At 51.5% G+C, this 11,909-nt stretch carries 15 protein-coding genes, 1 tRNA gene and 1 pseudogene; 5 read left to right on the forward strand and 12 right to left on the reverse strand.

Going from position 1 to position 11,909, the window contains the following annotated elements; genetic code table 11:
- Positions 1-18: 18 nt before the first annotated feature.
- On the forward strand, positions 19-981 hold the full coding sequence (gene pfkA, locus PRZ02_RS03725; RefSeq protein WP_449464516.1) for a 6-phosphofructokinase: 963 nt from the start codon (positions 19-21) through the stop codon (positions 979-981).
- Between the two features lie 99 nt (positions 982-1,080).
- Here the strand turns inward: pfkA and PRZ02_RS03730 are convergent, their stop codons facing one another.
- Positions 1,081-1,377, reverse strand: coding sequence for a hypothetical protein (locus PRZ02_RS03730; protein WP_449464517.1), 297 nt, complete (start codon positions 1,375-1,377; stop codon positions 1,081-1,083).
- Between the two features lie 119 nt (positions 1,378-1,496).
- Between PRZ02_RS03730 and PRZ02_RS03735 the strand changes: the two are divergent.
- Positions 1,497-1,834: pseudogene (locus PRZ02_RS03735) on the forward strand (transposase).
- On the opposite strand, the gene PRZ02_RS03740 reads toward PRZ02_RS03735, so the two are convergent.
- From PRZ02_RS03740 to PRZ02_RS03755, 4 genes are all read right to left on the reverse strand, one after another.
- Positions 1,764-2,987 (reverse strand): hydroxymethylglutaryl-CoA reductase, degradative, encoded by a 1,224-nt coding sequence (locus PRZ02_RS03740; RefSeq protein WP_449464518.1) that lies wholly within the window; start codon positions 2,985-2,987, stop codon positions 1,764-1,766. The pseudogene PRZ02_RS03735 and the gene PRZ02_RS03740 overlap by 71 nt on opposite strands.
- Before the next feature lie 835 nt (positions 2,988-3,822).
- A complete protein-coding gene (locus PRZ02_RS03745) occupies positions 3,823-4,914 on the reverse strand; it encodes an FAD-dependent oxidoreductase (RefSeq protein WP_449464519.1) in 1,092 nt (363 codons plus the stop codon).
- Positions 4,915-4,916: 2 nt separating this feature from the next.
- Positions 4,917-5,384: a hypothetical protein gene (locus tag PRZ02_RS03750; protein ID WP_449464520.1), complete on the reverse strand. Its 468-nt coding sequence runs from the start codon at positions 5,382-5,384 to the stop codon at positions 4,917-4,919.
- A complete protein-coding gene (locus PRZ02_RS03755; protein ID WP_449464521.1) occupies positions 5,365-5,745 on the reverse strand; it encodes a hypothetical protein in 381 nt (126 codons plus the stop codon). The genes PRZ02_RS03750 and PRZ02_RS03755 overlap by 20 nt, the downstream gene beginning before the upstream one ends.
- A gap of 79 nt (positions 5,746-5,824) precedes the next feature.
- Here PRZ02_RS03755 and pth2 point away from each other — a divergent pair, with 79 nt between their 5' ends.
- Complete coding sequence (pth2, locus tag PRZ02_RS03760; RefSeq protein WP_449464522.1) at positions 5,825-6,175, forward strand: peptidyl-tRNA hydrolase Pth2; 351 nt, start codon at positions 5,825-5,827, stop codon at positions 6,173-6,175.
- 17 nt (positions 6,176-6,192) lie between these two features.
- On the forward strand, positions 6,193-7,251 hold the full coding sequence (gene truD / locus PRZ02_RS03765) for a tRNA pseudouridine(13) synthase TruD (protein ID WP_449464523.1): 1,059 nt from the start codon (positions 6,193-6,195) through the stop codon (positions 7,249-7,251).
- Here truD and aspS read toward each other — a convergent pair.
- On the reverse strand, positions 7,214-8,506 hold the full coding sequence (gene aspS, locus PRZ02_RS03770; protein WP_449464855.1) for an aspartate--tRNA(Asn) ligase: 1,293 nt from the start codon (positions 8,504-8,506) through the stop codon (positions 7,214-7,216). The genes truD and aspS overlap by 38 nt on opposite strands.
- Positions 8,507-8,531: 25 nt before the next feature.
- Positions 8,532-8,693 carry a 50S ribosomal protein L40e gene (locus PRZ02_RS03775; protein WP_449463497.1) on the reverse strand — a complete coding sequence of 54 codons (162 nt, stop codon included), beginning with the start codon at positions 8,691-8,693 and terminating at the stop codon, positions 8,532-8,534.
- 59 nt (positions 8,694-8,752) lie between these two features.
- On the opposite strand from PRZ02_RS03775, the gene PRZ02_RS03780 reads away from it, so the two are divergent.
- Positions 8,753-9,295, forward strand: coding sequence for a hypothetical protein (locus PRZ02_RS03780; protein ID WP_449464524.1), 543 nt, complete (start codon positions 8,753-8,755; stop codon positions 9,293-9,295).
- Here PRZ02_RS03780 and PRZ02_RS03785 read toward each other — a convergent pair.
- The 5 genes from PRZ02_RS03785 to PRZ02_RS03805 form a co-directional block, all read right to left on the reverse strand.
- Positions 9,282-9,557, reverse strand: a complete 276-nt coding sequence (locus tag PRZ02_RS03785; RefSeq protein WP_449464525.1) for a hypothetical protein — start codon at positions 9,555-9,557, stop codon at positions 9,282-9,284. The two genes, PRZ02_RS03780 and PRZ02_RS03785, sit on opposite strands and share 14 nt — an antisense overlap.
- A 209-nt stretch (positions 9,558-9,766) precedes the next feature.
- Positions 9,767-9,839 (reverse strand) — tRNA-Pro (locus PRZ02_RS03790).
- Between the two features lie 21 nt (positions 9,840-9,860).
- Complete coding sequence (locus PRZ02_RS03795) at positions 9,861-10,232, reverse strand: nascent polypeptide-associated complex protein (protein WP_449464526.1); 372 nt, start codon at positions 10,230-10,232, stop codon at positions 9,861-9,863.
- A 2-nt stretch (positions 10,233-10,234) separates the two neighbouring features.
- On the reverse strand, positions 10,235-10,690 hold the full coding sequence (locus PRZ02_RS03800; RefSeq protein WP_449464527.1) for a PUA domain-containing protein: 456 nt from the start codon (positions 10,688-10,690) through the stop codon (positions 10,235-10,237).
- On the reverse strand, positions 10,674-11,852 hold the full coding sequence (locus PRZ02_RS03805) for a proteasome-activating nucleotidase (RefSeq protein WP_449464528.1): 1,179 nt from the start codon (positions 11,850-11,852) through the stop codon (positions 10,674-10,676). Before PRZ02_RS03805 ends, PRZ02_RS03800 begins: the two co-directional genes overlap by 17 nt.
- Between the last annotated feature and the right edge of the window lie 57 nt (positions 11,853-11,909).

Raw genomic sequence — 11,909 nt, forward strand, 5'->3', positions numbered from 1 at the left:
CACCGACTCCATCTTCTCATGCGCAAGATAGCTATTGCGACCACCGGTGGAGATGCCCCAGGCATGAACGCTGCCATAAGAGCAATCACGAGGCTAGCTGAGGGCGCCGACATCAAGGTCATAGGGGTTCACCGCGGGTACTGCGGCCTCATAGAGGAAGATTTTGAGGAGCTCAACCCTCGCTCCGTAAGCGGGATAGTTAACATGGGGGGGACCATATTAAGAACCGTTCGCTGTCCTGAGATGGAAACAGAAGAGGGAATCGAAAAAGCGAGCGATAGCCTAAAGAAAAACGGGATAGACGGAATTATAGTTATAGGGGGTGACGGCTCGTTTAGAGGGGCCATGGCGCTTTACAAGGCATCTGGCATACCTGTCGTGGGTGTGCCAGCAACAATAGATAATGACATAAACGGCACCGATAGTACGATAGGCTTCGATACGGCCGTAAACACGGCGCTCACGGCCATAGATAAAATAAGGGACACCGCTACTTCGCATGAAAGGGTATTTGTGGTGGAAGTAATGGGAAGACGCAGGGGTTTTCTTGCCCTATCAGTCGGCCTCGCAGCCGGGGCTGAGGTCATATTAGTGCCAGAGGTCGCGTTCACCATCGATGAAGTGGAACAAGCTCTTGAGGAGGGAAGAAAGAGGGGGAAGCACTCAAGCATAATAGTGATGGCAGAGGGCGCGGGAGACTCAAGGCTACTCACCGAGCGCATAGCAAAGGACCTCAACTATGAGGCCAGGCTAAGCGTTTTGGGCTACATGCAAAGAGGGGGCAGCCCCACCGCAATAAGTAGGATCTTGGCGAACCGCTTCGGGGAGGCCGCCATAAACACGATATCTCGCGAGAAGGGCGCCAAAATGGTTGGAATAGAGGGAAACACCATCGTGAGCAGACCGCTGAGCTACGCGTTTGAAAGACCAAAACCGCTGGACCTGTCGCTTTACACCCTCTCAAAGAACTTGGCGGTTTAGAGGCCTCAATTTTGCAATGCCTTATCGTGCATCCAAACCTTAAGCAGCAACCGTTAAACCCGTGCGAATCGCGGACAGTCCTAGAAAGCCTAACTCCCTTTACCCTTTCCAGACACCTATTATGAAGCCAATTATGAAGAACACGGACGAGTAAGGAATTAAAGACGATATGTGCTGCGCTTCCTCAAGGGCTTTCGGCCCATAATACCGGAAGTAGTTTATCAGGGTGGCCGTGAAGCTGGGATGTATGTAACCTATGGCCATGAGCAACAGCACAAGCGCCAGGAGCAAAAGGCCCACTGATATGATCTTCTTGACAAGTAAACCTATGAGCAAGCCAATTACGAAAGATATGGCCATACTCGTCAAACTTCCAACCGAAAACACGAGTGTCACAAGTACGTTTGGCTGTACTTTTTAACTCTGACGGGGCTTGGGGAGTGGAAGTCCGCGAGTAAGGGATGGATAACGCCCTCACAGAAACGGTTTTTACGGTTGTTAGAAAATTATAATAACTGTATGGTACAAAATCGGATAAAGAATCTCACTTGGTTTACGCCCTTAACCATCACTAAGTCCAAGTGATGAAGTACAGCAGGAAGGTATTTGACAACGGCAAAATCGTGAACTTCCTAAAGGACAAATTCAAGAAATAAGCAAAACGTTCGAAGTCGAAGTTATAGACATAGAAGTTGATAGGGATCGCTTCCACGTACTATTCAAGGCAAAACCAACCCTAAATATACCCAGGGAAGACGTCAACGCTGATGGGCTGTGGCGGGTCATTTTTTCTCCTTTAGGCTTTCTAAAATCCTCTTCGCAACATCAACTCTTATCTGCCCGCCCTTTATGAGCTCATTGGCGACAAGGTCAACTAGAGATCCCTCGGCGCCAGCTGCAATGGCGATGGTCCTGGCTGCGAGCCTCATATGCCCTTTCTGTATTCCCTCAGTTACAAGGGCCATTAATGCTGCAAGGTTCTGAGCGAGCCCTACAGCAGCCATAATCCTGCCCAACTCACTTGCCCTTGAAACCCTTAAGAGCCTCAAGCAGAAAGCTGCCGTTTCGTTGCTCTTAAGCGATCCCCCCACAACTCCTACCGGCACGGGAAGCTCGATCCTTCCGTTAAGTTTGCTTCCGTCAAACTTCCACCTCGACAGAGGGGCGTACCTTCCTCCTTTGCCGGCATATGAATGCGCTGCTGCCTCAAGGGCGCGCGTGTCGTTTCCCGTTGCAAGCGCTAGGGCAACAACTCCGTTCATTATGCCCTTGTTATGCGTGACAGCCCTGTCCTCATCTAGCATGGCGAAGTCGCTTGCCTCAGCTATACGAGCGGCGACCTCCCTTCCCCCTACCGCTTCCGCTGGAATCTCGACTTCTGCCCACGCCAGGCGCCTGGTAACTCTGTTCGATAGTATTTTCAGAAGCGCCCTTCCGCCGGTGGCCTCCTCAAAAAGGGGGGCCAGTGCCTCAGCCACTCTATCCAGCGTGTTTGCGCCCATGCTGTCAGCTGGGTCGATCCATACCCTTATCACCAGATACTTCCCCTTATTTTCCGCCTCTAATCCCCTGAAGCCGCCTCCGGCCGCTACAACAGAGGGCATCTCGGATTGGGCAATTCTCGACGCGACGTCAACAAACTGAGTCACATCTAAGTCCCTCTTAGCGTCAGTTATCACTATCTGAGATAACATGGACTGTTCCCCGGTCCCGGTTTTGAATCCGCCTCCTGCTCTCGCGATCTTTGCGCCATGGCTAGCCGCCGCGACAACGGACGGCTCTTCCGTTGCCATTGGAATGAAGTAATCCCTTCCATCTATGAGAAAGTAGTTCGCAACCGCAAGGTTCACCGGGAAGTATCCGATCGAGTTCTCAAGCGGAAGGGGAGGGGGAGGGGAAGGAAGGGGTACCTCCTCCCTCTTCACGCCAAGAAAATCGGCAAGAATCTTTATCCTCTCCTCCTGAGACAACTTATAAAAGCCACCAATATCAGATCCAGAGCCCATGACTAAATACGGCCGCTTTTTTTTAACTCTGACGGGGCTTGGGGAGTGGAAGTCCGCGAGTAAGAGATGGCCTCTTAAGACGTTTATAATCGGGTCATATTATTTGAATCATATTATTACTTATAATGCGATAATTGCTACCAGAGAAGGTACTGCATTTCGATGAGAACACCTTAGGCATCGACCCTGGGATAGAAAAGTTCGCAGCCCTCTCGAACGGCTTGGCGCGCCGAATCCATAAAGAGGGTCGAGAAGAGGCTGAAAAGTACCGCAGAAGTGGTTATTGGTCAGGATAAGAGGGGACAAAAACCCGAGAAAGGACGTAAGAGGGCTCCGAAGAAGCCATGAAGGGTTGCGCAATAAGCGCGAGCTGCTCGATGATGCATTTGGCGCGATAGGCTAGCAGCACGATACCATAATAGCTGAAGACCTCGACGTTCAGGGAATTGCGCGGAACCATTACCCATCGAAGGCGGTAGGAGATGCCTCATGACATGCCTTCAAATGGAAGCTGAACGAAAAGCGAGAAAGCGCAGAAAGGACTTGGTAAAGATGAGCAGGCTTGATCCCTCTTCAAAGGCGTGTTCAAGGTGCGGGCTATCGGGCACTACCCGAAGCCCTCCGACAGGGTTTACAGCTGCGATGTCTGGGGCTTGCTATCGACAGGGATCTAATATCGCAATTAATATTCTAAAGGTTGATCTCATCAAAGTAGGGCTAGTGTAGCCTGAGCTCACGCCTGCAGAGAGCGCTATTTCGGAGCTGCGTAGGCTGTACCCGTAGAGACAGATGCCGGTCATTGAAGCGGAAGCCTCGCCCAAAAGAGTGAGGTAGTTCACCCTCTTGCTCGCGCGATCAAGGCTGCCAAAATAGCTGGTGCGCTGTTAACAAAGTACTCCCAGTGCTGGTCAAAGAGAAGCGGGTGACCTGTTAGGTAATCCTGCATTCTTTCATTAAACGCCATCTCCATTGTGGAGGGCGGAAGCCAAATGTAGACATGGCGCAAGAAGGCGTAGGCCTTTATCAGATTTTTCCTGCGCTTAAACCAACTCGCGTAGCGCCATATATCTCCCCTGTTGATAGCGTCAGCCAAAGCGGAGGCAGAGGCAGCTGCAAAAGCGAGCCCCCCTCCGGTTGTTATCTTCACCTGGTTCGCTGCATCACCCGCGGCTAGCACCCCTTGAAACCTGCTAGAGTAAGGGGAGCTGGGCGGTTTTATAACTACGATCCCTCCAAATGCTCTCACAACCTTCGCGACTTCCAATCTCTCCTTTAGCATTTGACTTCCCATGAAGGCGTCGAGCTTGCGCTTGACCGCTCCCCTGCCAGCGGTTCCAACCAGGTATCTTCCCTCACCCTGAGGAACAACCCAATAAAAATACTCCCTTGGGATGCCACGCTCAAAGTAGACCTGAGGTATTGAAGGACCGTTCCCCTCGACCTCGTATTGAAGGCCAGCTAGCCCTTCCCTTGCTCCTCCGCAGTCGACAACGGCATCAACATCCACATTTTCTTTCATCCCACGTGCTTCCGAAACCACCTCCCTTCTGCCCTCCGAGTTGGTGCGAACCTGCGTTACCCTTTCTCCAAATCTGATCCTGACACCGGCTTCGGAGGCCATGTTTGCCAGCTCCAGCTCGAAGCCCTCCCTCTCAAGCGCCACCGCACTAGGCTCCAGCTTAAGAACGAGGCTTCTGCTGCCGTATATCAGCTCTGCCTCAGAAAACTCTTCCAGTATATGTGCTTTTTTTCCCGTCATACCATAGTAGCTTGGCACATCTCTCGAAACAAGGCCCGTGCAGTGGCGGGGCCTTCCTACTTCCGCGTGCTCTTCCAGCAGGAATACCTCGTGCCCTCTTTTGGCCAATAGCCTGCCCACTAAAGAACCGCAGGGCCCAGCTCCTACCACCGCCACCCTAAGAGGCATCTTTAGTTATTTTTCCTGTACTTCCAATTAACGCCATTTGCGCGGGCCGAGAACATCTCTACCACGTGGGCATCAAAGGAAATACCTTCAAGTTCCAGGGCATCATAAAGGCCGTTCAGCTCCTTCAAATCCGTATCCATTCCAACCAAATATCCGATCTCGCCGCGTGGATACACTTTTTCAAGCGCCTTTGAAAGCTGATGCGTACCAGTTAGATTTAGCGCGAACTGCATAACGGGATCTTTTGCTATACCCGTACCCCTCTTTATGTCTATTAAGGTGTACACCGCAGCGACCAATATAGACTGAGGAGTATAAGCCAAATCGACGAGCGCTATTGGAATCCTTTTTTCCTTAAGGAAGTTCATGAACTCATCGATTTTTGGTATCCTCGCCTTCGCCAAGGATACCGTGTGACCCTCTCCGTCCACGTTTACCCTTACCAAGGCCTTATCCATGGCTTTTACCAAGACGACCGACCTCGGCGAACTTCTTTACGTCCCCTGACCCGTTAATGACGACCTTAATCACCTGTCCCTTGCGCCTGTCGCCTATGAACCATATCTCGTCCGCTGAGAAGAGCGGCATCACAAGTATACGCCTGTGGTTTGGGTTTTTCTGGGCGTAGTCAGCAAGGCCCTCTTCCGTGTGCTTAAATGTCTTGCACTCGATGGCAAGCGGGTGCGTTTCATCCAAGTACATGACGTCAACGCGCCTGTTGCCAACAACCACCTCCTCCTCTATCTTGTGTGAGTCAAAGCCGTCCCTGGCAAGTTCCTGCTTTACGAACTTCATCAAGGACGTATGGGAATAATAAACCAAAACCTGCACCTATGCTAATTGGCCGGGGCAAAATAAACTTTGTGCGAGGGTTTTGGAACCGCTTTTATGCCACGACTAAAGCTAAACCATGGATGACGTAAAGCTGTTTATTGTAGTTAGGAAGGATCTCAAGATGTCATGCGGCAAGATCGCGGTCCAGGTGGCGCACGCCAGCGTCATGGCCGCGCTTTCCTCTCAGGGCACCAGAGAGTTCAAGTTATGGCTCGATGGAGGGCAAAAAAAGATAGTCGCAAAGGTGCAGGGGCTGGAGGAGCTAAGGCAGATAGAAGAAGAGGCAAGGAAGAGAGAAATACCCGTTCACGAGGTAGTCGACATGGGACTTACGGAGGTACCACCGGGTTCCGTGACCTGTGCAGCCCTTGGTCCAGCTCCATCGTCTTCGCTTGATCCCTTCACCGGAAACCTGAAGCTACTGTGATGTGCGGTAGGTCAGCTTTGAATTGGGAGAAGTTCGGGATCAAGCGTACCCTTAAGGAGGGGATGGGCGGAGAGGTTATTGGGCCACTGGGTTTCTGCGTTAGGGAGATCCTATTACCACACCGCGTGTGCCCCCAATCACTTTCTGACAAAAACAGTGGAAACTACACGTGGGGTGTGCTGGTGAAATATGGGGTTGACACGCTGACCGCAGTCGGCGAGCTGTCAAGTGCGGTAAGGGCGCCCGTTTCCTATGCTGGGCTTAAGGATGCCATATCCGTTTCCTCGCAATATGCCGCGGTTAGGGCCGAGCTAAAGGACAGGATCATGGGAAGGAAGTGGGCGTTCATACCCAAAGGAAAAGTTTGGGCACCCCTGAACCACGATCACCTATGGGGAAACCTCTTCAACGTTCAGGTGATGAATTACCGGAGATTATCGTCTCTGGACATCTTTTTAGGGGGGACACCATTTCCGAACTTCTTCGGTCCCCAGAGGTTTGGGCTTCGGCCTCCCTATACTCACGAGCTCGGCCTGCAGATATTGAGGGGCGAGGAACCCGATGAGCTCAGGGAAATGAAGCCGTCTCTTCGGAGCAAGGTAAGGGAACTTGCAGTGCAGGCGCTTCAATCTTACCTCTTTAATCTAATCCTTAGGGACCGCATAGATAGGGACATAGGTCTAAAGGTGCTGGAAAAGGGGGACCTAGTGGCGCCTCTTAACGTCTTTGGCCTGCCAGCCTACTCAGAAATATCGGTAAGCGAGGGTGGAAGACTTAAACCCAATCAGGCCTTGCTTTTACCAGTTCCTGGGGCGGGTGTAAAGGGGCCTGGGCTTGACGTAGCGGCAAGGACGTTGAACGATTTGGGGGTGAAGCTACCCCATTGGGTAAGGGGCTGGTACAGGGAAGCCCTAATGACCCCCCTATCTCCCGCTTATAGCGCGACCAAAAAAGCCCTTTACCTGAAGTTTGAACTACACAAGGCGCAGTACGCCAGCGTGCTTCTCCATGAGCTGATTGGAGGTAGTTCCGAAATCCCTAGGGTTCAAGACGCCTCTTATCCCTTGGGAACATGACCACTTCCCTTATGTTATCCTTTCCAGTCAAAACCATGAGCAGCCTGGCCAGACCAAGTCCAAAACCCGCGTGCGGAGGCATGCCGTAGTTGAACCACTTCAAGTGTGTCTTGAATGAGTCTGGATTAAGGCCTTGAGATGACATCCTTTCCCTGAGAAGCTTTCCATCGTTTATGCGCGTGGCTCCTGAGGCCAACTCTATCCAACCATACATCAGATCAAAAGACTCGCACCTCTCAGGCCTTCCTTCAAGAGGTTTCGCGTAAAAGGGCCTAGCAGCGGTAGGCCAATCCGTTATGAAGTAAAAGTCGCTGAGCTCTTCAGAGAGGGCTTTGAGCTGAACGGTACCAAAATCCGCGTCCTTCTCATGCTCGACGCCCTTCCTTTCGAGTACGCTGACGGCTTCATCATAAGTTATCCTCGGGATGGGGAGCTTTACCTCAACTTCTTCGCGTCCAAGGACCTTGAGCTCCTTCTGGTTCTCTTTGTTAACGGTTTTTACGACGTGCTCCACGAGGCCATCGAGAAGTGACATGATGTCTTGATAATCCATAAAAGCCGCCTCAGCGTCGACCATTGTTATCTCGCTTAGGTGTCTTTGCGTGTCGCTCTCCTCTGCCCTAAAGGCCGGAGCTATCTCAAAAACCCTCTCAAAGGCCGACGTGAGCTGCTCCTTGTAGAGCTGAGGGCTCTGAGATAAATAAGCTATCCTATCGTAGTAGAAAACGCTGAAGAGGCTCGCGCCTCCCTCAGTTGCAGTGGCTATTATCTTAGGTGTAAATATCTCGATGAAACCGTTCTCGCGTAGGTATGACCTTATGGCCGAGGACACCGTGCTTTGGATCCTGAATATGGCCTGAGGTTCGGTCCTCCTCAAATCCACTATGCGGTTATCGAGACGCGTGTCGAGGTCGGCGTTGGTCTTGCCAACTACATCTATGGGTGGGTCTTCGGAGGGCGATATCAACGTTACCTCCCTTATCCTAACCTCCGCACCTCCCGGCGCCTGAGGTGATGCCTTGGCAATCCCCTTAACGGCCAGCACGCTCTCTCTCTTAAAAGACGAGATCTCATCCCAGAGCTCCCGTGAAACCTCTTTTTTAGCTGCAATGGTTTGGACTAACCCGCTTCTGTCTCTTATGACCAAGAAGCGAAGGCCACCAAGGTCCCTTTTCTCGTGAAGCCACCCAAGCAGCGTCACTTGGGAACCGTCAAGTTCAGGGGTTATCTCTGAGGCAAGGTGAGTGCGTTTTATTCCATAGGTCAAGGAAACCTACCCTTTAGCGCTTGAGCTTTGCCTTCTTAGGCCTCAATAAGGTCCAGTGACATCTCCTGCACTTAGTAGCGTTAATCGGGTTCTTAGCGCCGCAGTGCCTGCATATCTTATAATTGAGTAAGGCCTTCTCCGCAATAGCTCTCTTTTCTGGATCTTCTATTGGCATTTCGGATGAAAAATCCATCGATGAGGTTATAGGTTTTTCTACTCCTATGCCATTATATTATGGTAAAAGACTCTGCGGGGCTTGCGCTTGCATCTTTAGATAGCTCAATTCAGCTAGCAAGAACGAGCTTGGATAACTACAACGACCTTCAGAGGGCGTTTCTGGAGCTGAAATCGCGCTTGTCATTTCTGGAGGTACAACTAAAAAAAGTGAAAGCTGACGCTGAAAAGATAACCGCTCCCGAGCTAAAGGAAGAGACGACCAAGAACATCTTGACAGAGGACGCTATATTTGAAAGAATAGCAAAGGAGCTCTCAGCGCTTGAGCCCACCGTAGACAGACTCAAGGAAGGGGCAAGCGCCCTTGAAGGCATGATAAAGCAAAAACCGGTTTTAGGAAAAAACAAAGAGGAACAAACCATGTCAACCATGAGGCTCTCGCTTTCCATACTTAAGGCCCTGGTCGACTGCCAAAGGGACTACTTCCGCGTTCTTAGGCAGCTCGCTATCGTCAGATTTTATGTGGAAACGCTGGAGAACCTGCTTTCCGGTGAGATCTCGCGGGACGAGGCTGAAAAGGCACTTCGCTCTAGGAAACGTTAGGTTTTCTGTTTATGTCTATCTTGAGCTTGCTGACATAGCGCTTCTTATCCTGCTCGTTCCTTTCCTCCGTGAAGATCTGTATGTCTCCCAATAAGGCCCTGTTATCAAAGGACCGGACTATGGAAAGCGCAACCTTTATCGCAACCTCCATACCAGTTCCCTCGCTTATTATGGAAACGTTTCCCTCTTTATGCAGATAGTAAAGGCAGTCTCCAAGAACCGAGCGTTCGCTAGCCCCATCGCTTACTTGCACAACAGCCATATTTAATCCAGCGCGGCGACGTTAAAAAACTTTTTTTGCCGAGAAGAGCATTGGATTTTTTCAGTCAGGTTGCGATTTGGCGAACCAGACGACGCCTAAACCCCTGCGTGAAAGGGAACTTATGACCAGCAACAGGGCGTCCACTCATGGCTTCCGGTTGACAACCACGCGAGTAGATGGTGGCAGCGCGGGCAAAAGCTCTAGCCCAATGGGGCTGCGGGGATTTGAACCCCGGTCCGAAGGACCCGAACCTCCAAGTCTACCATGCTAGCCTACAGCCCCAATAGTAGGGGGAGACCGACTTTAAAGCTTGACCTGACCTCGCTTCTTGAGCTCCATGAGCGCACCCGCTATATCACCGTGCGCTTTTATGAGCGCTTGCCTTGCCTTCTCCTTGTCAACCCCAGCCTGTGAGGCAACGAACTCAACGTCGTCCTCTGGCACTTGAATCTCGGCCTGCTTCCCTTCTCCCTCTTCCTTTCCTTTTCTGGTAACCTCACCACCTAGCACCTGAAAACCCGCTTCTCCGACTTTTCCCCCTATTTCAAGCACCTTGGGGTGATCAATTTCGATGATCTCATCCTGCGCCTGTATTATCACCTTCTCGACGTTTGGCACCTCGTTAAGCGATATCCCGAGCCTTTTCATGGCCCTTAGCGCTTCGCGATTAGACAACGTCAATTCCTCTGTTTAACCACTGGCACAGCACTTAAATGTAACACCTCTTCTGACGACCAGGCAGCCCTTCCCCAGCCCAGAAGCTCTCCCTTCGAGTTAAGTATGACCACCTCCTCTCCCGCGTAAAACCTTCCAACCCCTTTCACGTGCTTCGCGAAGAGGCTCCTTCCCTTCTTTATGAACTCCCCTACCTCATCCGAAGCTATCACGTATTTTTCGGTTCCAAACTGCGCAAGCCTTTGGGCGCCTGATCTGGTGAGGTTTATCAGGGAATCCCTTCCAAACGTGCAAAGGAGATCACCGTTGAGCTTGACCCCTCTGAGCGTCCCCCTCCGCGACCTCAATACCTGGCTTCCATCGGGAAAAAGACCTCTTCCCGTGCCAGGACCGAACTGGTAATCAGCTATGGTCCTCACCTGCTCAAGGTCTAAGGCGGCCTCAGAGATACCCGACACCGCTTATCCCCTTTTCCTTCCTTCTCACAAAGGCCAGCGCTTCCTTCAGGTCGTTCATGTTGACCGCCTTAGCTCCCCTTCTTATGGCGTTCATTCCCGCCTCGGTAACCAATTCTTTCAGATCAGCACCGCTCATTCCTTCAGTGGAGCTTATAAGGTAGGCCATATCGACCTCACCGTTCAGCTTTATCTTCTTCAGGTACAGGTTCAATATCTCCTCCCTTCCTGCTTTATCCGGAAGCGGCACCTCCACAAGCCTATCGAAGCGGCCTGGCCTAAGTATGGCGGGATCCAATATATCCAACCTGTTTGTGGCCCCTATTATCTTAACGTCTCCAAGTGGATCAAATCCATCTATCTCGGCAAGGAGCTGCATCAACGTCCTTTGCACTTCCCTTTCTCCGCTCACGGAGGCATCAAGCCTCTTCGAGGCAACGGCGTCTATCTCGTCAATGAATATTATGCTTGGGCTCTTTTTCTTCGCCAAGTCAAAGAGCTCTCTCGTGAGCCTTGCGCCTTCGCCAACGAACTTCTGCACGAGCTCAGAGCCCACAAGCCTAATAAACGTAGCATCCGCTTCATGAGCAACTGCCTTAACCAGCATGGTCTTACCGCATCCTGGAGGACCATAGAGAAGCACGGCCTTTGGGGGCTCTATGCCTATCTCCCTGAAAAGTTCGGGCTTTTTGAGCGGAAGCTCGACGGCCTCGCGCAGAAGCTGCATCTGAACCTGCAATCCTCCTATATCTGCGTAGGTAACCTTGGGTCTCTCCACTACCTCCATCAGCTTTACAAAGGTATCCTCCGAACGGGGCAACAGCTCCACGATGGCGGAGCCCCTTTGGTTAAGGGCGACCCTATCTCCTGGCTTCAGCTTGTTTTGACCTATGGCGCTGGTCACGTAGACAACTAGGTTAGGCCCACTGCTGCTCTTTACCACGGCGCGACCATTAGGAAGGACGTCCATCACAACGGCCTCTATAAGCGGCGGCGAAAGTGCCTTCTCCTTGTCCTGCTCCAGCTGGTTTATGTACTCTTTCAGCCTCTCCACTTCCTCCTTAAGCGAACTTACCTGCTCTTTGAGAACCCCTATCTCTTTTTCCTCGTCTTGAGCGCTTTCTCCCTCAAGAGGCCCAAAGTCGTCCAGTGCCTTGTCTGACATGAGTTAAACCCGGAGAGAACGCTTTAACTTTTTCTACGAAACAAACGCATATATCTC

The organism is Tardisphaera saccharovorans (assembly GCF_046635845.1).
GTDB lineage: Archaea > Thermoproteota > Thermoprotei_A > Marsarchaeales > UBA168 > UBA168.